This is a genomic window from Pseudomonas sp. I8001, assembly GCF_013385345.1.
Lineage (GTDB): Bacteria > Pseudomonadota > Gammaproteobacteria > Pseudomonadales > Pseudomonadaceae > Aquipseudomonas.
Genome location: NZ_JACAQC010000007.1, coordinates 260896 through 282529 on the forward strand (window position 1 = coordinate 260896; position 21634 = coordinate 282529).

The window sequence follows — 21634 nt, forward strand, 5'->3', positions numbered from 1 at the left end:
AGACTGTTTTTTAGCCAGCTCGTTCATGCGCAACATTTTGTAAGGCCTAAATAGAGCCTTAACAAGACAGCCATAGTGGCCGTCCCTAGGTCGGACCAGTATCCTAGCACCTCCTCGCCCGCCGACGCTAAGACCAAGCGGGCAGCCCAACAGGTTTAAAAACGAATGAATGCTCTAGCCCGCCGCGCCGCAGGCCTGCTGCTCAGCACAGTTTGTCTGCCCCTTTCAGCTTTGGCTGCCGACCCACAACCCACCCATGAATTCACCCTGGACAACGGCCTCAAGGTCGTCGTGCGCGAAGACCATCGCGCCCCGGTGGTGGTTTCCCAGGTCTGGTACAAGGTGGGCTCCAGCTATGAAACCCCGGGCCAGACCGGTTTGTCCCACGCCCTGGAACACATGATGTTCAAGGGCAGCGCCAAGGTCGGCCCCGGCGAGGCTTCGTTGATCCTGCGTGACCTGGGTGCCGAAGAAAACGCCTTCACCAGCGACGACTACACCGCTTACTACCAAGTGCTCGCCCGTGACCGCCTGGGTGTCGCCTTCGAGCTGGAAGCCGACCGCATGGCCAGCCTGCGCCTGCCGGCCGACGAGTTCAGCCGCGAGATCGAGGTGATCAAGGAAGAGCGCCGGATGCGCACCGACGACAACCCGATGTCCAAGGCCTATGAGCGCTTCAAGGCCATGGCCTACCCGGCCAGCGGCTACCACACGCCGACCATCGGCTGGATGGCCGACCTGGACCGCATGAAGGTTGAAGAGCTGCGCCACTGGTACCAATCCTGGTACGTGCCGAACAACGCCACCCTGGTAGTGGTGGGCGACGTAACCCCGGATGAAGTCAAAACCCTGGCCCAGCGCTATTTCGGCCCGATCCCCAAACGCGACGTCCCCCCGGCGAAAATCCCGCTGGAGCTGGCCGAGCCCGGTGAACGCCTGCTGACTATGCATGTACAGACCAAACTGCCGAGCGTGATCCTTGGTTTCAACGTGCCGAGCCTGGCCACCGCTGAAGACAAACGCTCGGTCAACGCCCTGCGCCTGATCTCGGCCCTGCTGGACGGCGGCTATAGCGCGCGCATCTCGACACAACTGGAGCGCGGCGAAGAGCTGGTGTCCGGCGGCTCGTCGAGCTACGACGCCTACACCCGCGGTGACAGCCTGTTCACCCTGACTGCCACACCGAACCTGCAAAAGAAAAAGACCGTGGCCCAGGCTGAAGCCGGCCTTTGGCGCCTGCTGGATGAGCTGAAGGCCAAGCCACCGAGCGCTGAAGAACTGGAGCGTATCCGCGCCCAGGTCATCGCCGGCGTGGTTTACCAGCGCGACTCGATTACCAGCCAGGCCACTGCCATCGGCTCCCTGGAGACGGTGGGCCTGTCCTGGAAACTCATGGACACCGAGCTGGCCGAGCTGCAAAGCGTCACCGCCGAAGATATCCAGAAAGCTGCACGCACCTATTTCACCCGCGAACGTCTCAGCGTCGCCCATGTCTTGCCTGAGGAGACCGCTCATGAGTGAACGTAAAAACAACCGCCTGGTGCTGCCCGGCCTGATCGTGGTGACTTTGGCTGCGGCCTGCGCGGTGTACTTGCTGCGCCCCAGCGAATCCGTCGCCAGCCAGGCGCTGGAGCAGGCCAAGTCCGCCAACAAGCTGCAATCCCTGGCCGAGCTGGACGACAAGGCGCCGACCAACCGCAAGCTCGACGTGCAAACCTGGACCACCGCCGAAGGCGCCAAGGTGCTGTTCGTCGAAGCCCATGAACTGCCGATGTTCGACATGCGCATCCTGTTCGCCGCCGGCAGCAGCCAGGACGGCGCAACACCAGGCCTGGCGCTGTTGACCAACGCAATGCTCAACGAAGGCGTGCCGGGCAAGGACGTCAGCCAGATTGCCGCCGGTTTCGACGGCCTGGGTGCTGATTTCAGCAATGGCGCTTACCGCGACATGGCGCTGGTTTCCCTGCGCAGCCTGAGCGCCAGCGACAAGCGTGACGCCGCCCTGTCACTGTTTGACGACGTGATCGGCAAGCCGACCTTCCCGGCAGACTCTCTGGCGCGGATCAAGAACCAGCTGCTGGCCGGCTTTGAATACCAGAAACAGAACCCCGGCAAACTGGCGAGCATCGAGCTGTTCAAGCAGCTCTATGGCGACCACCCTTACGCCCATCCGAGCGAAGGCAACGCCGAGAGCGTGCCGAAGGTGACTCTTGCGCAATTGAAGGACTTCCACGCCAAGGCCTACGCCGCCGGCAACGCAGTGATTTCTGTAGTCGGCGATCTGACCCGCGCCGAAGCCGAAGCCATGACCGCCAAGGTTTCCGCGTCCCTGCCAAAAGGCCCGGCGCTGGCGAAAATCGCCCAACCGGTCGAGCCCAAGGCTGGCACCACGCACATCGAGTTCCCGTCCAAGCAGACAACCCTGCTGCTGGCGCAACTGGGTATCGACCGTGCCGACCCGGATTACGCCGCGCTGTCACTGGGTAACCAGATTCTCGGCGGCGGTGGCTTCGGCACCCGTTTGATGAGCGAAGTGCGCGAGAAACGCGGCCTGACCTACGGCGTATACTCCGGCTTCTCGCCGATGCAGGTACGCGGCCCGTTCATGATCAACCTGCAAACCCGCGCCGAAATGAGCGCCGGCACGCTGCGATTGGTGCAGGACGTACTCGCCGACTACCTCAAGACCGGCCCGACACAGAAAGAACTCGATGACGCCAAGCGCGAACTGGCCGGCAGCTTCCCGCTGTCCACCGCGAGCAACGCCGATATCGTCGGGCAGCTGGGCGCCATGGGTTTCTACAACCTGCCGCTGAGCTACCTGGAAGATTTCATGAAACAATCCCAGGCGCTGACCGTTGACCAGGTCAAAGCTGCTTTGAACAAACATTTGAGTGCCGACAAGATGGTCATCGTGACCGCCGGCCCGACGATTGCGCAAAAGCCACTACCGCCCCCCACTGATAAACCCGCCGAGCAACCGCTCGGGGTTCCGGAGCATTAATGGCCCGTCCATCCCGTCCCAAAAAACCTGTCCACAACGTTCACAACGGTGTGGGCCAACTGCGCATCATCGGCGGAGAGTGGGGCAGCCGTAAGCTGAGCTTCCCTGATGTCGTGGGCCTGCGCCCGACGCCAGACCGCGTGCGTGAAACCCTGTTCAACTGGCTCGCGCCGTATATCGCCGGGGCCAAGGTGCTGGACCCGTTCGCGGGTAGCGGCGCGCTGTTCCTGGAGTCGCTGTCCCGTGGCGCGGCGCTGGGCCAGGCGCTGGATGCCAGCAATGTGGCGGTCGCCAGCCTCAAGGAACACCTGGGCACGCTGCGTTGCACCACAGGGCAAGTGCAGACGGCTGACGCGTTGCGCTACCTGGAAACCCAGGAAGCCCGTGAGTTTGACGTGGTGTTTCTTGATCCGCCGTTCAACCAGAACCTGCTGCCGACTGTATGTGCGCTGCTGGAAGAGCGTCAGTGGTTGGCGCCGGATGCCTGGATCTACACTGAAAGCGAAACCGCACCGTCCACACTCGGCCTGCCGGGCACGTGGCGCCTGCACCGCGAGCAGAAATCCGGGCGGGTGTATTACGCGTTGTGGCAACGCACCGTGTAGGAGCGAGCTTGCTCGCGAAGATCGTTAACGATGACGCGGGAAACCAGGGGAACGCGGTGATCTTGAGTTTTTCGCGAGCAAGCTCGCTCCTACAATGATTGGAGCAAGCCCATTCGGCACCGAGAATTTCATGACTCCGCCCCTCGACCGCTTCTCCCCCGCCTTCGGCCTCGGCAACCCGCACCTGCAAACGCTGTGGGGACCGCTGTGGCGCAAAACCACCCACATCGAACGCCAGCGCGAACGGCTGTGGCTGGCAGACGGCGACTTTCTCGACCTCGACTGGCACGGGCCCCATGAGGCAACCACCCCGTTGGTGCTGGTCCTGCATGGCCTGACCGGCTCGTCCAACTCGCCCTATGTAGCCGGCCTGCAAAAAGCCCTCGCAACCCAAGGCTGGGCCAGCGTCGCGCTGAACTGGCGTGGCTGCTCCGGCGAACCCAACCTGCTCGCCCGCAGCTACCATTCCGGCGCCAGTGAAGACCTGGCCGAAACCATCGCTCACCTGCGGGCCAAGCGCCCGTTGGCGCCGCTGTATGCGGTGGGGTATTCACTGGGCGGCAATGTGCTGCTCAAGTACTTGGGCGAAACCGGCGAAGCCTGCGGGCTGCAAGGTGCGGCAGCCGTGTCGGTACCGTTTCGCCTGGATCAGTGCGCCGATCGCATTGGCCTGGGCTTTTCTCGGGTTTATCAGAAGCATTTCATGCGCGAAATGCTGGCCTATATCCGCGTCAAACAAAGCCGGTTTCTCAAGGATGGCCGCGAGGCAGGCCTGAAAACCCTCGCCGACCTGGGCTCGCTGGAGAAGATGCGCACGTTCTGGGACTTTGACGGCCGCGTCACCGCGCCGCTGCACGGGTTCCTCAGTGCCGAGGACTACTACCGCCGCGCCTCCAGCCGCTACTACCTCGGGGGCATTCGCACACCAACCCTGATCATCCAGGCCGCGGACGACCCGTTCGTGTTCGCCCACAGCCTGCCCGAGGCCAGCGAACTGTCGGATTGCACCGAGTTCGAACTGCTGGCCAAGGGCGGGCATGTCGGGTTTGTGGACGGCTCACTGAAACAGCCAACTTACTACCTGGAACGGCGAATCCCAGGGTGGCTACTGACACAACGCCGATAAAAATGTAGGAGCTCCCACACTTTGGCTCAGACCGGGTCAGGCAGACCTCAGTCGCCTGTTGCAACTTCCCGCTTTGGATCAGTGATCCACTCGCTCCACGACCCCGCGTACAACTTGCCCAACGGGTAACCCGCCAGGCACAGCGCAAACAGGTTGTGGCAGGCAGTCACGCCCGAGCCGCAGTAGGCCACCAGGTCATCCGGCGAGCGGTCTTGCAGCTTGGCGGCGAAGCGTTGCTTGAGCTGGTCCGCCGGCAGGAAACGGCCGTCGCTGCCCAGGTTTTCATTGAATGCGGCACATTGCGCGCCGGGGATATGCCCGGCAACCGGGTCGATCGGCTCCACTTCACCACGAAAACGCGGCTGGGCGCGGGCGTCGATCAGGGTCAGGCCGGGCTGGCCAAGGCGTTTCTGCAGGTGTTCGGCGTCCAGTTGCAAGTGGTTGTCCGGCGTGCCGCTGAAGGTGCCGGGCTCGATCACCGGCGCATCCAGGCTCAACGGGAAGCCCGCCGCGTGCCAGGCTTTCAGGCCGCCATCGAGGATGAACACACCGTCGCGCTTGCCCAGCCAGGCCAGCAGCCACCAGGCACGGGCGGCATAGGCACCCGGGCCGTCGTCATACAAAACGATATCGCTGTCGGCGTTAACGCCCCATGCCCGCAGTTGCCGGATAAACGCATCCGGCGCCGGCAGCGGATGACGGCCGGTCACACCCTTGATTATCGGCCCGCTGAGGTGGCGCTCCAGATCGGCATACTGCGCCCCTTCGATATGCCCTTCGGCGTAGCTGCACAGGCCGTAGTCCGGGTCTTCCAGGGCAAAGCGGCAATCGAGGATCACCAGCCCGCCGGACTTCTGGCGCTCGGCCAGTTGCTGGGGGCTGATCAGTTGGGCAAGCGGCATGACTGACTCCTGTGGCTAGGTTAGCGTTCGGGAAACATCCTACTTCACTTCTTCCAGCGCCTGATTCAACGGCACGTAAAACTCTTTGAACAGTGCATCCACCGCGTCCTTGGCCTTGGGGGTGATAAACCCGGCTTCCAGCACCAGCACCTGGTACACACCGCGCTTGATGGCCTCAGCGCTCAGGTGCGTGGACTTTTCATTGGTGGTGCACAGGAAACGCACCCACGAGGTGAGGATGATCCAGGCGTTGAGGGTCAGGGCTTCGGTTTGTACCGGGTCCATGTTCAGGATGCCGGCATCGACAAAACCCTGGTAGATGGCTGCGCCCTGGATCAGGCAACGCTGGGAGAACCGCCGATAGCCGGTGGCCAGCTCCGGGTCGCTTTCCAGCAGGTGTTCGAGGTCGCGGTGCAAGAAGCGGTAACGCCACATGCCGGCCAGCACCGCCTGCAGGTAGAAGCGCTTGTCTTCCACGGTCACCGCACGGCCCTGGGGCGGGCGCAGGAAACTGTCCACCAACGCTTCGTACTCACGAAACAGCACCGCGATAATCGCCTGCTTGTTGGGGAAGTGGTAGTACAGGTTGCCCGGGGAAATTTCCATATGGGCGGCGATATGGTTGGTGCTGACACTGCGCTCGCCCTGCTGGTTAAACAGCTCCAGGCTGGTTTGCACAATGCGCTCGCTGGTCTTTACTCGTGGTGCCATGGGAAATCAACTTCTAGACCCGTGATGGCGGCATCTTACGGACTATCCTTGTCCGGATAAATCGGCACGTTGTGCAATGTTATTTGACAATTTAGAGCAATGACTCTAAAAACTGAAGCATTCCAATAACAATCGGGAACTTCGCCATGTCTGCCAACGTTGCCTACCTGCAAGATTCCCAGGCGCTGGACCAGCTCCAGGAACTGTTCGACGCCCAGCGCCAAGCCTACGCCGCCAACCCGATGCCGCCGGCCGCCCAGCGCCAGCAATGGCTCAAGGCCTTACGCGAGCTGCTGAGTGACGAGCGCCAGGCGCTGATCAACGCCATCAGCAGTGATTTCAGCCACCGCAGCGCCGACGAAACCCTGTTCGCCGAACTGATGCCCAGCCTGCATGGCATTCACTACGCCAGCAAACACCTCAAGGGTTGGATGAAACCTTCCCGCCGCGCTGTAGGCATTGCCTTCCAGCCCGCGTCCGCCAAGGTCATCTATCAACCCCTGGGTGTGGTCGGGGTGATCGTGCCCTGGAACTACCCGTTGTACCTGGCCATCGGCCCGCTGGTGGGTGCATTGGCGGCCGGCAACCGGGTGATGCTCAAGCTCAGCGAATCCACCCCCGCCACCGGCCAGTTGCTCAAGACGCTGCTGGCGAAGATCTTCCCCGAGGACCTGGTGTGCGTGGTGCTCGGCGAGGCTGAAGTGGGCATGGCGTTTTCCAAGCTGCGCTTCGACCACCTGCTGTTCACCGGCGCCACCAGCATCGGCAAGCACGTGATGCGCGCGGCGGCCGAACACCTGACGCCGGTCACCCTGGAACTGGGCGGCAAATCACCGGCGATTGTTTCCGCCGACGTGCCGCTCAAGGACGCCGCCGAACGCATCGCCTTCGGCAAGGCGCTGAATGCCGGGCAAACCTGCGTGGCGCCGGACTATGTGCTGGTGCCGGAAGACCGTGTAGACGGCTTCGTCGAGGCCTACAGCAAGGCGGTCCGCGGGTTCTATCCGACCCTGGCCGACAACCCGGACTACACCGCCATCATCAACGAACGACAGTTGGCCCGGCTCAACGGCTACGTGAAAGACGCCACCGACAAGGGTGCCACCCTGGTCCCGCTGTACGACCAGGGCCAGGACCGCCGCATGGCCCACAGCCTGCTGCTGAATGTCAGCGACGAGATGACCGTGATGCAGGACGAAATCTTCGGCCCGGTGCTGCCGATCGTGCCGTATCGCGGCCTCGACCAGGCCTTTGCCTACATCAATCAGCGCCCTCGCCCACTGGCGCTGTATTACTTCGGCTACAACAAGGCGGAACAGAACCGCGTACTGCACGAAACCCATTCCGGCGGCGTGTGCCTGAACGACACGTTGCTGCATGTGGCCCAGGACGACATGCCCTTCGGCGGCATCGGCCCGTCGGGCATGGGCCATTACCACGGCCATGAAGGTTTCCTGACGTTCAGCAAGGCCAAGGGCGTGCTGATCAAGCAACGCCTGAACGCGGCCAAGCTGATTTACCCGCCCTATGGCAAATCCATCCAGAAGTTGATCCAGAAGCTGTTCGTCCGCTAACAAACCCATCACCGGGATAACAATAAGAATGAACCCTAGCCTGACTGAATCACCCGCGCTGTCACGGCGCGGTGTCTTGAAACTCGGCCTGTGCGCCAGCGCCTTCCTGGCCACCGCCGGGCTGGGCGCCAGCCTCAGCGGCTGCTCCAGCAGCACCCCGGCCAGCGGCTTTGCGATGTTGCGCAGCAGTGACCTGCCATTTTTGCGGGCAGTGATCCCGGTGCTGCTGGAGGGCGTGGCCAGCGCCGAGGTGGTGGTGGCCGGCATCGACGACACCCTGAAAAAGCTCGACTTCAGCCTGCAACACCTGTCGCCCGAGATGTTCAAGCTGACCCAGCAACTGTTCGACGTATTGGGCATGGCCGTCACCCGTGGGCCGCTGACCGGGGTGTGGGGCAGCTGGGAAAACGCCAGCGGCGAACAGATCCGCAACTTCCTGCACCGTTGGGAAAACAGCTACCTGAACCTGCTGCGCATGGGCCAGGGCTCGTTGCTCAAGCTGGTGATCATGGCCTGGTATTTCCGCCCCGAGTCCTGGGCGCATTGCGGCTACCCCGGCCCACCGAAAATCTGATCTGCATCCCGATAAAAACAAGAGACGACCCTGATGCCCGTACCTGATCTGTTCCGCGATGGCATGGCCCGCGGCTGGAAGACCCACAATGGCGCCGCCCTCGACCAGGACCTGACCCTGGAAGCCGACGTCGCGATCATCGGCAGCGGCGCCGGCGGCGGCACCACCGCCGAAATCCTCAGCGCCGCCGGCTACAAGGTGCTGCTCATCGAAGAAGGCCCGCTGAAGACCAGCAACGACTTCAAGCTGCTGGAGGACGAGGCCTACGCCAGCCTGTATCAGGAAGGCATCGGGCGCATGAGCAAGGACGGCGCCATCACCATCCTGCAGGGCCGAGCGGTCGGCGGCACCACGCTGATCAACTGGACCTCCAGCTTCCGCACCCCGGACCCGACCCTCGCCCACTGGGCCAGCGAATACGCGGTCAAGGGCCACAGCAGCGCCGAGATGGCGCCCTGGTTCGAAAAAATGGAACAACGCCTGGGCATCGCGCCTTGGGCCATGCCACCGAATGCCAACAATGACGTGATCCGCAAGGGCTGCGAAAAGCTTGGCTACAGCTGGCACGTGATCCCGCGCAATGTGCGCGGCTGTTTCAACCTGGGGTATTGCGGCATGGGTTGCCCGGTCAACGCCAAGCAATCAATGCTGGTGACCACCATTCCGTCCACCCTGGAGAAAGGCGGCGAGCTGCTGTACCTGGCCCGCGCCGAACGCCTGAAGTTCAGCGGCGACACCATCACCAGCCTCGAATGCGTGGCCATGGATCAGTTTTGCGTGGCACCCACCGGCCGCAAGATCACAGTCAAAGCCAAGCATTACGTACTGGCCGGCGGCGGCATCAACAGCCCGGCGCTGCTGCTGCGCTCGGACGCACCCGATCCCCACTCGCGCCTGGGCAAGCGAACCTTTTTACACCTGGTGAATTTTTCCGCAGGGTTGTTCGACGAGGTGATCAACCCGTTCTACGGCGCGCCGCAGTCGATTTATTCCGATCACTTCCAATGGCAGGACGGCACTACCGGCAAAATGTCCTACAAGCTCGAAGTACCGCCACTGCATCCGGGCCTGGCCAGCACCTTGCTCGGCGGCTACGGCACGCAGAACGCGCTGGACATGGGTCAACTGCCGAAAACCCACGCCATGCTGGCGCTGCTGCGGGACGGCTTCCACCCCGACAGCCCGGGTGGCACAGTCGAATTACGCGGCGATGGCACACCGGTGCTCGATTATCAGGTTTCGCCCTACGCCTGGGACGGCCTGCGCCGGGCATTCCACAGCATGGCGGAGATTCAGTTTGCCGGCGGCGCCAAGTCGGTGATGCCGCTGCACGGCGATGCGCGCTACGTGAACACCTTGGCTGAAGCCCGCAGCATGATCGACGGGTTGAACCTCGAATTGCACCGAACCCGGCTCGGCAGCGCTCATGTAATGGGCGGTTGCGCGATGGGGGAAGAACCGAAAAACGCCGTGGCCGACAGCCTTGGGCGCCATCATCAACTGCGCAACTTGTCGATCCACGATGGCTCGCTATTCCCCACCAGCATTGGCGCTAACCCGCAGTTATCGGTGTATGGATTGACGGCGCAACTGGCGACGGCATTGGCCGAACGTCTGAAAACGGCCTGAAAAAACCGGGTATTCGCGGTGTCTATAGTGCTTTCTTCTGAATAAGTTGACTTGGCCGACCGGGATGGCTGCGATACCATCCGGTTCCCCAACGGACTCCGCCAGGACGACGCGATGAACCGAGTGTTGTACCCAGGTACCTTCGACCCAATCACCAAGGGCCATGGCGATCTGGTCGAACGCGCCTCGCGCTTGTTCGACCATGTGATTATCGCGGTCGCTGCCAGCCCCAAGAAAAACCCGCTGTTTCCCCTGGAACAGCGCGTGGAGCTGGCCCGTGAGGTCACCAAGCATCTGCCCAACGTTGAAGTGGTCGGCTTCTCGACGCTGCTGGCGCACTTCGCCAAGGAACAGAACGCCAATGTGTTCCTGCGCGGCCTGCGGGCGGTGTCGGATTTCGAATACGAATTCCAGCTGGCCAACATGAACCGCCAACTGGCGCCGGACGTGGAAAGCCTGTTTCTTACGCCTTCGGAACGTTATTCGTTCATTTCCTCGACGTTGGTCCGGGAAATCGCGGCGTTGGGCGGGGATATCACCAAGTTCGTGCACCCGGCTGTGGCGGATGCTCTCACCCTGCGATTCAAGAAATAATCCCGGACTGCAGGAGCTGGCTTGCCAGCGATCCAGGCGCCACGGTGCAACTGACCCATCGCCATCGCCGGCAAGCCGGCTCCTACTGTCCATCGCTGTGACTCGCACTGCGGGCGCCAATGCGGCACAATTGCGCGCATTAGTTTTCAGATGCCTTGGCTGACAGCCCTGGCAGGAGTTTCCATGTCCCTGATCATCACCGACGATTGCATCAACTGCGACGTCTGCGAACCCGAGTGCCCGAACGCTGCCATTTCCCAGGGTGAAGAGATCTATGTGATCGACCCCAACCTGTGCACCCAGTGTGTCGGCCACTACGACGAACCCCAGTGCCAGCAGGTTTGCCCGGTGGATTGCATTCCGCTGGACGAGGCTCATCCGGAAACGGAAGAGCAACTGATGGAGAAGTACCGGTTGATTACCGGCAAAGCCTAAGTCCCTTGGCGCTTCATTAAGCCCCTTCGCGAGCAAGCCCGCTCCCACATTTGACCGAGTTCCACCTTTGGAATGCAGTCGAATGTGGGAGCGGGCTTGCTCGCGAATAGGCCATCAGCAGCACCACAAATTGTCAGCTCTGACACTTCGGGCAAAACACACTCGCCCGCTGCCCCAGCATCACGTTGCGCAATTCGGTCCCACAGACCTTGCACGCCTCGCCACCACGGCCATAGACGAACAATTCCTGCTGGAAATACCCCGGCTGTCCGTCGCCGCCGATAAAGTCCCGCAACGTGGTGCCGCCGCGCTCGATGGCCGCCGCCAGGATGCGCTTGATCTCGATCGCCAGCTTCAGGTAACGCCCACGGGAAATGCCCTTGGCTTCCCGGCGCGGATCAATCCCGGCGGCAAACAGCGCCTCCGTCGCGTAGATATTGCCCACCCCCACCACCACCGCGTTGTCCATGATGAACGGTTTCACCGCCATCGAACGTCCACGGGACAGCTGGAACAACCGCTCGCCGTCGAACAGGTCGGTCAACGGCTCCGGCCCCAGGCGGATCAGCAGCTCATGGTTCAGCGGGTCGAGGCTCCAGAGCATCGCGCCAAAGCGTCGCGGGTCGGTGTAGCGCAGGGCCAGGCCCGACTCCAGTTCTATATCCACATGCTCATGCTTGGCCGCCGGGCTGCCGGCTTCCACCAGGCGCAGGTTGCCCGACATGCCCAAGTGGCTGATCAGCGTGCCGACCTCGGCATTGATCAACAAATACTTGGCCCGCCGCTCCACCAGCACGATGCGTTGCCCGGACAGCCGCACATCCAGGTCTTCCGGGATCGGCCAGCGCAGGCGCCGCTCACGCACCACCACACGGCTGACCCGCTGGCCTTCCAGGTGCGGCGCAATTCCGCGCCGGGTGGTTTCGACTTCCGGTAACTCGGGCATGTGTACCTCTTGGAAAAAGGGTTAGTGCGCGCCCAGCTCGCGGATCGACAACTTCAAACTCTCGAAGTCGTAGTCCGACAGGCCGATATGGTCCAGCACCAGCGGGCCGATGGCGTTCCACTCATGGTCATCCATCTGGTTGCCCAGCACGCGGTACGACGCACAAATGTGCTCGGCCATTTTCAGGATCGCCAGCAGGTTTTTCAGCTGCGGCTTGTGGTTGGACTCGTCGCTGAAAATCGCCAGGGCATTGTGGTGATTGGCGATGGCATCGGTCACATGTTCCGGCAGGCGCCAGGATTTGGCGGTGTAGTAACCCACCACGGCATGGTTGGTGTTGAACGCCTGGTTCTCGGTGTCGACCACACGGCACTCCGGGCCGGCGTTGGCATAGGCCTCTTCCAGCACACTCATGTAGTTCGGGAAACGCTTGAGCATCAACGGCACGCCACAATCGTGGAACAGCCCCAATGCGTAGGCTTCATCGACCGCCTGGCTGCCGGTGCGCTTGGCCAGGGCCAGGCAGGTCATGGCCACGTCCTGGGCGGTGTCCCAGAAACGGTTGAGGGTGACGATGGTGTCGTCGCTCATCTCGCCCTTGATCGACTGCGCGTTGATCAGGTTGACGATGGAGCGGCTGCCCAGCAGGTTCACCGCGCGCTGGATCGAGACGATCTTGTTGCTCAGACCGTAATACGGCGAATTGACGATCTTCAGCAGCGAGCCGGAGAGGCCCGGGTCCTGGGCGATCAACCGGGCGATCACTTCCAGGTCCGGATCGGGCATGTACTGCTCCATCTGCAAATCCACCATGATTTGCGGTTGAGGCGGCACGCTGATGCCTTGGAGGCTCTGTTGGATCTGTTCGGCGGATAGCTCTTGGGACATAGGGGGCACACTCTGGACTAGGCGGCGATTCTAACCTTTATGGCAACCGGGCTGACACCTCAAAAACCCGAACTGAAACCGGACCGAATGTGGGAGCGGGCTTGCCTGCGATGCAGACGGCTCGGTCTTTCAGATAACCGAGGTGATGCTATCGCAGGCAAGCCAGCTCCCACAGGGACATCACAACCCACATGTCCGGCGGCGCCGCCAAGTACTGCACAACACGGTATACTCCCGCTCTTTTTTCCGGAGCGACGTCATGTCCCTGCCAAGCCTGCGTCTCAAAGCCAACGCCGATCGTCGTTTGCGCAACGGCCACCTGTGGGTCTACAGCAACGAAATCGATGTGGCCGCCACACCTCTTCACGGCTTCCAGGCAGGCGACCAGGCGATCCTGGAAGCAGCCGGCGGCAAGACCCTCGGCATCGTGGCCATGAGCCCGAACAACCTGATCTGCGCCCGCCTGCTGTCCCGCGACATCAAGTTGCCGCTGGACAAGTCGCTGCTGGTGCACCGCATCAACGTCGCCCTGTCCCTGCGTGACCGCCTGTTCGACAAGCCGTTCTACCGCCTGGTATACGGCGATTCCGACTTGTTGCCAGGCCTGGTGGTCGACCGTTTCGGCGACATCCTGGTGGTGCAGATCGCTTCGGCGACCATGGAAGCCCACAAGGAAGACGTGATTGCCGCACTGACCCAAGTGCTCAAGCCAAGCGGCATCCTGTTCAAGAACGACTCCGCCGCGCGTGATGCCGAAGGCCTCAACCGCTACGTCGAAACCGTGTTCGGCCTGGTGCCGGAGTGGGTGGCACTGGAAGAAAACGGCGTGAAGTTCGAAGCGCCGGTGATCCAGGGCCAGAAGACCGGCTGGTTCTACGACCACCGCATGAACCGCGCCCGCCTGGCTCCGTATGCCAAAGGCAAACGCGTACTCGACCTGTACAGCTACATCGGCGGCTGGGGCGTGCAAGCGGCCGCCTTCGGTGCCAGTGAAGTGTTCTGCGTCGACGCCTCCGCCTTCGCCCTCGACGGCGTGGAGCGCAACGCGGCACTGAACGGCGTTGCCGAGAAAATGACCTGCATCGAAGGCGACGTGTTCGAAGCCCTCAAAGAGCTGAAAGCCAGCGAAGAGCGTTTCGACGTGATCGTCGCCGACCCGCCTGCCTTCATCAAGCGCAAGAAAGACATGAAGAACGGCGAAGGCGCCTACCGCCGCCTGAACGAGCAAGCCATGCGCCTGCTCAGCAAGGACGGCATCCTGGTCAGCGCTTCGTGCTCGATGCACTTGCCGGAAGACGACCTGCAAAACATCCTGCTGACCAGCGCCCGTCACCTGGATCGCAACATCCAGATGCTGGAACGCGGCGGCCAGGGCCCGGACCACCCGGTGCACCCGGCGATTGCCGAGACCCGGTATATCAAGAGCATTACTTGCCGGTTGTTGCCGAATAGCTAACGCCCAATTGGAACCGGATCAACTGTAGGAGCGAGCTTGCTCGCGAAAGACGAATAGACAACACGGGCTACCTGATAGCGCTGCGTTATCGTTGACGTTCTTCGCGAGCAAGCTCGCTCCTACAGCGGCAACACACACCATCATGGGCTTGGCCTCCCACAACACTTTTGATTGAATTCCCCGTTTCGCAGACTAGTATCGGTTTCTGGTTTTACTCCGGAAAATAAAAACAATGTCTGAGTCCTCTTATTCGCCACCCCATGGCGACTTAAAACGCCAACAACGCTCGCGCTTCATCCTCATCACCTGCATCTCGCTGATCAGCTTCTTCCCGATCAATATCCTGCTGCCCTCCTTTCCAGCCCTGGCCGCGAAGTTCGATACCTCAACTGCTGAGGTCGCCTTATCCATCAGCCTGTTCACTCTGGTTTTTGCGATTTCCCAACTGATCGCCGGCCCGCTTTCAGATAAATTCGGGCGCAAGGAAGTGCTGCTGGGGTGCATCGTGGTTTCCACCCTAGGCTCGATCGGCTGCGCACTGGCGGCGAATTACCCGAGTTTCCTGCTGTTTCGCGCCGTCCAGGCCATCGGCTGTGGCTTTTTTGTGCTCGGCCATGCGCTGGTTGAAGACCTTTTCGAAGAGCAGGATCGCGCCCGCATCCGCATCTACTACATGACCCTGAGCGGATCGTTCGTTGCGCTGTCGCCGCTGCTCGGCTCCTGGCTGCAAACCACATTTGATTGGCAGGGCAGCTTTTATGGATTTGCGGTGATGGCGCTAGGCATGTTTATCCATGCCTGGCTGATATTGCCGTCCAAGGCGGCCAGCCCTGAAAGAGCCCCTGTTTCGATCATCGCCACGCTGAAATCCATCGCAAGCAACCGGGACTTCATCCGTTACTGGTGGATCGCCGCGTTGGTATTCGCGTGTTACTTCGCCTTGATCAGCGTGACACCGCTGATTTTCATGGATGAGTTGAAGCTGTCCGAATACCAGTACGCGGTAGTGCTGATGGTGTATGGCGTTGCCTACCTGCTGGGCGGCGTTGCAGCAACTGCACTGCAGAAACATATCTCCCTCACGCGACAAATCAACCTCGGGCTGGGCCTGCTGGGGATCGCAGGCGTATTGCTGACGCTGGTGATCAGCTATGAGGCCATGACCACCATCACCCTGCTGATCCCGATGCTGATCAGCGCCCTGGCCGTGACCCTGGTACGCCCCGCCGCGATTTCTGCGGCCATGTTGCTGTTCTCCAGCAGCGCCGGCACCGCCGCGTCGGCCGGCAACAGCATCATGTTCATCACCGCCGCCGTCAGCAGCGCCGCCCTCGCCCAAGCCGGGGCAAACCTGCTGATGACCATCGCCATCAGCTTCATCGTGCTCAGCGTTTGGGGCGTAGTGACGAACATCAGAGTCGGACGCTAACGCTCTCCCACTCCCCACTCCCACTCCCACTGTAGGAGCGAGCTTGCTCGCGAAAAACATATAGGCGACACGGGCCACCTGATAGCGCTGCGTTATCGTTGACGTTCTTCGCGAGCAAGCTCGCTCCTACAGAAGGCATGACATATTCAGAACCAGTGTTTAAACGCCAATAGACACTGTTGCCTCCTACCGTCTCTCTTCTACCCACACGAAGAGGACGAAGGAATGTCCACCCAGCAAAACGCCCATCGGCTGCGTAAAGGCCGCTATTCGGAATCCGGCCGCATTTACCTGCTCACCGCCGTCACCCATCAACGACAGCTGGTCTTCCAGGACTGGCGCATTGGTCGCCTGCTTGTTCGCGAATTCAGAAAGGCTCAGGACGACGGCGAGGCGACCTCACTGGCCTGGGTCGTGATGCCGGACCATTTCCATTGGCTGGTGGAATTGCACAACGGCGATTTGCCGAGACTGATGCGGATTACCAAGTCGCGAAGTGCCCACGCCATTAACAAAGCGAGGAGTTGCCACGGGACACTTTGGCAAAAGGGCTACTTTGATCGGGCGCTACGCCGGGAAGATGACCTGAAAGCAACAGCTCGATACATCGTCGCCAATCCATTAAGAGCAGGGCTGGTTGAGCGTATCGGCGACTATCCGCTCTGGGACGCCATGTGGCTGTGAAATACGCAACCCTGTAGGAGCGAGCTTGCTCGCGAAAAACCAACAGACGACACGGACCACCTGATAGCGCTGCGTTACCGTTGACGTTTTTCGCGAGCAAGCTCGCTCCTACAGGTAGACGGCCATTCCCTCCGGCCGCCAGCGGTGTAGAATCGGACCTATTCATCGCCAGTCATCCCCCGGCGGGTTTATGAGCTCGAGGCCCAAGCAAGCGGCGATCCCGCGACGCGAGTGGCAACTTCCGGACACACGGCCATTTATCGGGTGTTCCAGTCGTCAATTAGAAGCTCACTCCCCTTTAGTACTTGATTAGCCGCCCGGAGTGCTCCAATGCCTGATTACCGCTCGAAAACATCCACCCACGGCCGCAACATGGCCGGCGCCCGCGCACTGTGGCGCGCCACGGGGATGAAAGATGACGACTTCAAGAAGCCGATCATCGCGATTGCCAACTCGTTCACCCAGTTCGTACCCGGCCACGTCCACCTCAAGGACCTGGGCCAACTGGTCGCCCGCGAGATCGAACGCGCCGGCGGTGTAGCGAAAGAATTCAACACCATCGCCGTGGATGACGGCATCGCCATGGGCCATGACGGCATGCTGTATTCCCTGCCGAGCCGCGAGATCATCGCCGACTCCGTGGAATACATGGTCAACGCCCACTGCGCCGACGCCATCGTGTGCATCTCCAACTGCGACAAGATCACCCCCGGCATGCTGATGGCCGCCCTGCGCCTGAACATCCCGGTGATCTTCGTCTCCGGCGGCCCGATGGAAGCCGGCAAGACCAAGCTCGCCTCCCACGGCCTCGACCTGGTGGACGCCATGGTCATCGCCGCCGATTCCAGCGCTTCTGACGAGAAGGTCGCGGAATACGAGCGCAGCGCCTGCCCTACCTGCGGTTCGTGCTCCGGCATGTTCACCGCCAACTCGATGAACTGCCTGGTGGAAGCCCTGGGCCTGGCGTTGCCGGGCAACGGCTCCACATTGGCCACCCACAGCGACCGCGAGCAGCTGTTCCTGCAAGCCGGCCGCACCATCGTCGAGCTGTGCAAGCGTTACTACACCGAGAACGATGAGTCGGTGTTGCCGCGCAACATCGCCAATTTCAAGGCGTTCGAAAACGCCATGACCCTGGACATCGCCATGGGCGGTTCCACCAACACCATCCTGCACTTGCTGGCCGCCGCCCAGGAAGCCGAGATCGACTTCGACCTGCGGGACATCGACCGCCTGTCGCGCCACGTGCCGCAACTGTGCAAAGTCGCGCCGAACATCCAGAAGTACCACATGGAAGACGTGCACCGCGCCGGCGGGATCTTCTCGATCCTCGGCTCCCTGGCCCGTGGCGGCCTGTTGCACACCGACCTGCCGACCGTGCACAGCAAATCCATCGCCGAAGGCATCGCCAAGTGGGACATCACCCAGACCACTGACGAAGCCGTGCATCACTTCTTCAAGGCAGGCCCGGCCGGCATCCCGACGCAGACCGCGTTCAGCCAGTCGACCCGTTGGGAAACCCTCGACGACGACCGTGAAAACGGCTGCATCCGCAGTGTCGAGCATGCCTATTCGAAAGAGGGCGGCCTGGCCGTGCTGTACGGCAACATCGCCCTCGATGGCTGCGTCGTGAAAACCGCCGGTGTGGACGAGTCGATCCACGTGTTCGAAGGCCGCGCCAAGATCTACGAAAGCCAGGACAGCTCGGTACGCGGCATCCTCGCTGACGAAGTGAAGGAAGGCGACATCGTCATCATCCGTTACGAAGGCCCGAAAGGCGGCCCGGGCATGCAAGAGATGCTGTACCCGACGTCGTACCTGAAATCCAAGGGCCTGGGCAAAGCCTGCGCCTTGCTGACCGACGGCCGTTTCTCCGGCGGGACCTCGGGCCTGTCCATCGGCCACGCTTCGCCGGAAGCTGCTGCGGGCGGCGCCATCGGCCTGGTGCAGGATGGTGACAAGGTGCTGATCGACATTCCAAACCGCTCGATCAACCTGTTGATCAGCGATGAAGAACTGGCGGCACGCCGGGTCGAGCAGGACAAGAAAGGCTGGAAGCCGGTGGAGAAGCGTCCGCGCAAAGTCACCACCGCCTTGAAGGCTTATGCCCTGCTGGCCACCAGTGCCGACAAGGGTGCTGTGCGTAACAAGGCGATGCTTGACGGTCTGTAAGCCTCGCCCATAAAAATGCCCCGCCAGGTGCGGGGCATTTTTTTGCCTGGAGATTATTCCTCAAACAAAGGTGATCAACTGTGGGAGCGGGCTTGCTCGCGAATTGCGGTGTGCCAGTTACCGAATAAGCTAGCTGATCCGCCGCCTTCGCGAGCAAGCCCGCTCCCACATTTTTGACCGAGTCCAGCCGTACTTACTGAATCTCGTCCGGCTTGACGATCACCCAGTTTTTATCCGCCGTCACCGGCAACCCTTCCTTGGCCTGGGCCGCAGCGTGCTTGGCCATCATGCCGTTCAACTGGGTCATGTATTTGTCCTTGCGGTTGATCCACAGGTGGATGCCGCCCTTGGCCACGTCCACGTCATGGAACAGCATGTAGCCGTCACTGGTCGGCGTGTCGCCACCGACGATCACCGGTTTTTTCCACTCGTCGATGTAGGTCAGGATCGCCGCGTGCTTGCCGGCCATCCAGGTGGCCGGGGTCCACAGGTACGGGGTCAGCTCCAGGCCGAGGTTGGCCTTCTCGTCATACTTGCCGGCGGCAATCTGCTTGCGGGCGGTGGTCAGCTCGCCGGTCTTGCGGTCCTTGAGCAAGGTGCTCACGCCGATGACATTCTCGGGTTTGACGTTGTAGCCGTACTTCGGATCGGCCGCGACCATGCGCACCAGTTCCTCGGACGCGGCGGTCATCACGTAGACCTCGATGCCGTTTTCCATCAGCTTGTTGAACAGCTCAGCCTGGCCGGTGAAGACCTTCGGCGGCTGCACTTCCATGTTCTTGACCACGTCACCGTCGTAATAGGTGACCGGCACCGGCTTGCCCGACGCCATCATCTCGTCGACGTAGCCCTTGAGTTCCTTGAGGGTGAAGCCGGAGAAAATCTGCGCCACCCACGGGTAGCAGACCATGTCGTCGACTTCGCAGAGGCGGTAGTAGTAGCTGAAGAGGCTTTCCTTGTGGTCGGCGGTGTCTTTGAACGGGATCAGCTTCAGGGAGGGGTCCATGGTGTCGCGGGTGATCAGGCCCTTGTTTTCCAGGTACGGCAGCAACGACTCTTCAAGGTCGTAGCGGTAACTGGTGTTGTCCATGTCGAATACCGCGAAGTTACCCTTGTTGGCGTTGGCGGCAATCATCGTGTCCAGTTGCTTGGCGGCAGCCGCCGGCCAGTGTTTCAACTGGGTGGCGGCAAAGGCCTGGCTCGCGAGGCCCAGGCACAGCGCGGCGGCAAACAGTTTCGGCGCTAGCTTCATGTGCGTTTTCTCCCTGAGTGAAAGACATCGACGCTAACAAATCTGTATGACAGTTATCGCCCGAGCGCGACCGCTTTCGTCGTGATCGCGCCAATGCCATACGCCTGCGCGTCATCCGCTTATTCCAAAAACGACAGTCACCATGCGATAACGTTATTAAATCAATATATTTCAAGCTGTTAGGCTTGCCGGTTCGCAATCGCAGGCTCCTGCGATTGGCTGCCTTCTCAACGGAGCTTCAATGAATCTGCCCCTGATTCTCAACTTACTGGTGTTCGTGGCCCTGCTGCTGGGCCTGGCACAAACCCGTCGAACCAACTGGAGCCTCGCCAAGAAGGTCTTGTTTGCGTTGGTACTCGGCGTGATCTTCGGTGTGGTGCTGCACGCGATCTACGGTGCCGGCAACCCGGTGCTCAAGGCCTCGATCGGCTGGTTCGACCTGGTCGGCAACGGTTACGTGCAGTTGCTGCAAATGATCGTGATCCCGCTGGTGTTCGCCTCGATCCTCAGCGCCGTGGCCCGTCTGCATAACGCCTCGTCCCTGGGCAAGATCAGCTTCCTGACCATCGGCACGCTGCTGTTCACCACGGCGATTGCGGCGCTGATCGGTATCGGCCTGACCAACCTGTTCGGCCTCACCGCCGAAGGCCTGGTGGCCGGCACCCAGGAAATGGCGCGCCTGCAAGTGATCCAGAGTGATTACGCGGGCAAGGTCGCCGACCTGAATATCCCGCAACTGCTGCTGTCGTTCATCCCGCAGAACCCGTTCGCCGACCTGGCCCGGGCCAAGCCGACGTCGATCATCAGTGTGGTGATCTTCGCTGCATTCCTTGGGGTTGCCGCGCTGCAACTGCTCAAGGATGACGTGGAAAAAGGCCAGAAAGTCCTCAACGCCATCGACACCCTGCAAGCCTGGGTGATGCGCCTGGTGCGCCTGGTGATGAAACTGACCCCCTACGGCGTATTGGCGCTGATGACCAAAGTGGTCGCCAGTTCCAACCTGCAAGACATCATTAAGCTCGGCAGTTTTGTGGTGGTGTCGTACCTGGCCCTGGGCCTGATGTTTGTGGTGCATGGCCTGCTGCTGTCGCTGGCCGGGATCAACCCGCTGCGGTTCTTCCGCAAGGTCTGGCCGGTACTGACGTTTGCCTTCACCAGCCGCTCCAGCGCCGCGAGCATCCCGCTGAGCATTGAAGCGCAGACCCGTCGCTTGGGGATTCCGCAGTCCATCGCCGGTTTTGCCGCCTCGTTTGGCGCAACAATTGGCCAGAACGGTTGTGCCGGCCTTTATCCGGCGATGCTGGCGGTGATGGTTGCGCCGACCGTGGGTATCAACCCGCTGGACCCGCTGTGGATCGCGACCCTGGTGGCGATTGTGACCTTGAGTTCGGCCGGTGTGGCGGGCGTGGGCGGCGGTGCGACGTTTGCCGCGCTGATCGTGCTGCCGGCGATGGGCTTGCCGGTATCACTGGTGGCGCTGCTGATTTCGGTTGAGCCGCTGATCGACATGGGCCGTACGGCATTGAACGTGAACGGTTCGATGACGGCCGGGGCGATTACCAGCCAGATCATGCAGCAGACGGATAAAGAGCTGTTGAATGCGGATGAGCATGCGGAATTGGCGCAGGCCTGACAGACCGCTATCGCAGGCAA

At 61.4% G+C, this 21634-nt stretch carries 19 protein-coding genes; 14 read left to right on the forward strand and 5 right to left on the reverse strand.

The window, feature by feature from the left end:
* The first annotated feature begins 165 nt into the window (after window positions 1-165).
* The 4 genes from HX839_RS05745 to HX839_RS05760 all read left to right on the forward strand — a co-directional run bounded on the left by HX839_RS05745 (window position 166) and on the right by HX839_RS05760 (window position 4735).
* A complete protein-coding gene (locus HX839_RS05745; protein ID WP_003213786.1) occupies window positions 166-1521 on the forward strand; it encodes a pitrilysin family protein in 1356 nt (451 codons plus the stop codon).
* Window positions 1514-3004, forward strand: a complete 1491-nt coding sequence (locus HX839_RS05750; protein WP_003213787.1) for a pitrilysin family protein — start codon at window positions 1514-1516, stop codon at window positions 3002-3004. The genes HX839_RS05745 and HX839_RS05750 overlap by 8 nt, the downstream gene beginning before the upstream one ends.
* Window positions 3004-3609: a 16S rRNA (guanine(966)-N(2))-methyltransferase RsmD gene (gene rsmD / locus HX839_RS05755; RefSeq protein ID WP_003213788.1), complete on the forward strand. Its 606-nt coding sequence runs from the start codon at window positions 3004-3006 to the stop codon at window positions 3607-3609. Before HX839_RS05750 ends, rsmD begins: the two co-directional genes overlap by 1 nt.
* 130 nt (window positions 3610-3739) lie before the next feature.
* Entirely contained in the window at window positions 3740-4735 is a 996-nt protein-coding gene (locus tag HX839_RS05760) for a hydrolase (RefSeq protein WP_177066845.1), read from the forward strand.
* A 47-nt stretch (window positions 4736-4782) separates the two neighbouring features.
* Here HX839_RS05760 and HX839_RS05765 read toward each other — a convergent pair whose 3' ends face one another.
* Window positions 4783-5637 (reverse strand): sulfurtransferase, encoded by an 855-nt coding sequence (locus HX839_RS05765; RefSeq protein ID WP_087693253.1) that lies wholly within the window; start codon window positions 5635-5637, stop codon window positions 4783-4785.
* A gap of 39 nt (window positions 5638-5676) precedes the next feature.
* Window positions 5677-6348 (reverse strand): TetR/AcrR family transcriptional regulator, encoded by a 672-nt coding sequence (locus HX839_RS05770; protein WP_003213791.1) that lies wholly within the window; start codon window positions 6346-6348, stop codon window positions 5677-5679.
* 146 nt (window positions 6349-6494) lie between these two features.
* Here HX839_RS05770 and HX839_RS05775 point away from each other — a divergent pair, with 146 nt between their 5' ends.
* From HX839_RS05775 to HX839_RS05795, 5 genes are all read left to right on the forward strand, one after another.
* Complete coding sequence (locus HX839_RS05775) at window positions 6495-7922, forward strand: coniferyl aldehyde dehydrogenase (RefSeq protein ID WP_102604117.1); 1428 nt, start codon at window positions 6495-6497, stop codon at window positions 7920-7922.
* A 28-nt stretch (window positions 7923-7950) separates the two neighbouring features.
* A complete protein-coding gene (locus HX839_RS05780) occupies window positions 7951-8496 on the forward strand; it encodes a twin-arginine translocation pathway signal protein (RefSeq protein WP_087693254.1) in 546 nt (181 codons plus the stop codon).
* A gap of 33 nt (window positions 8497-8529) precedes the next feature.
* Window positions 8530-10125, forward strand: coding sequence for a GMC family oxidoreductase (locus HX839_RS05785; protein ID WP_134327474.1), 1596 nt, complete (start codon window positions 8530-8532; stop codon window positions 10123-10125).
* A 114-nt stretch (window positions 10126-10239) separates the two neighbouring features.
* Window positions 10240-10719, forward strand: a complete 480-nt coding sequence (coaD, locus tag HX839_RS05790; RefSeq protein WP_003176711.1) for a pantetheine-phosphate adenylyltransferase — start codon at window positions 10240-10242, stop codon at window positions 10717-10719.
* Between the two features lie 183 nt (window positions 10720-10902).
* The gene (locus HX839_RS05795) at window positions 10903-11154 is read left to right on the forward strand and encodes a YfhL family 4Fe-4S dicluster ferredoxin (protein WP_003213796.1); all 252 of its coding nucleotides are present in this window, start codon (window positions 10903-10905) and stop codon (window positions 11152-11154) included.
* 133 nt (window positions 11155-11287) lie between these two features.
* Here HX839_RS05795 and mutM read toward each other — a convergent pair whose 3' ends face one another.
* Together mutM and HX839_RS05805 are read right to left on the reverse strand one after the other, a co-directional pair.
* Window positions 11288-12100: a bifunctional DNA-formamidopyrimidine glycosylase/DNA-(apurinic or apyrimidinic site) lyase gene (gene mutM, locus HX839_RS05800; RefSeq protein WP_008438968.1), complete on the reverse strand. Its 813-nt coding sequence runs from the start codon at window positions 12098-12100 to the stop codon at window positions 11288-11290.
* Between the two features lie 21 nt (window positions 12101-12121).
* Window positions 12122-12934 (reverse strand): HDOD domain-containing protein, encoded by an 813-nt coding sequence (locus HX839_RS05805; protein ID WP_177009126.1) that lies wholly within the window; start codon window positions 12932-12934, stop codon window positions 12122-12124.
* A gap of 313 nt (window positions 12935-13247) precedes the next feature.
* Here HX839_RS05805 and HX839_RS05810 point away from each other — a divergent pair, with 313 nt between their 5' ends.
* The 4 genes from HX839_RS05810 to ilvD all read left to right on the forward strand — a co-directional run bounded on the left by HX839_RS05810 (window position 13248) and on the right by ilvD (window position 18729).
* Window positions 13248-14444: a class I SAM-dependent rRNA methyltransferase gene (locus HX839_RS05810; RefSeq protein ID WP_003213799.1), complete on the forward strand. Its 1197-nt coding sequence runs from the start codon at window positions 13248-13250 to the stop codon at window positions 14442-14444.
* A 232-nt stretch (window positions 14445-14676) separates the two neighbouring features.
* Window positions 14677-15873, forward strand: coding sequence for an MFS transporter (locus HX839_RS05815; RefSeq protein WP_177066846.1), 1197 nt, complete (start codon window positions 14677-14679; stop codon window positions 15871-15873).
* Window positions 15874-16098: 225 nt separating this feature from the next.
* Window positions 16099-16557 (forward strand): transposase, encoded by a 459-nt coding sequence (locus HX839_RS05820; RefSeq protein ID WP_003213801.1) that lies wholly within the window; start codon window positions 16099-16101, stop codon window positions 16555-16557.
* 330 nt (window positions 16558-16887) lie between these two features.
* Complete coding sequence (gene ilvD, locus HX839_RS05825; protein WP_003213802.1) at window positions 16888-18729, forward strand: dihydroxy-acid dehydratase; 1842 nt, start codon at window positions 16888-16890, stop codon at window positions 18727-18729.
* A gap of 193 nt (window positions 18730-18922) precedes the next feature.
* On the opposite strand, the gene HX839_RS05830 is transcribed toward ilvD, so the two are convergent.
* Window positions 18923-19981: a haloacid dehalogenase-like hydrolase gene (locus HX839_RS05830; RefSeq protein ID WP_256344682.1), complete on the reverse strand. Its 1059-nt coding sequence runs from the start codon at window positions 19979-19981 to the stop codon at window positions 18923-18925.
* Window positions 19982-20222: 241 nt separating this feature from the next.
* Here HX839_RS05830 and HX839_RS05835 point away from each other — a divergent pair, with 241 nt between their 5' ends.
* Entirely contained in the window at window positions 20223-21614 is a 1392-nt protein-coding gene (locus tag HX839_RS05835; protein ID WP_003213804.1) for an L-cystine transporter, read from the forward strand.
* The last annotated feature ends 20 nt before the right edge of the window (window positions 21615-21634 follow it).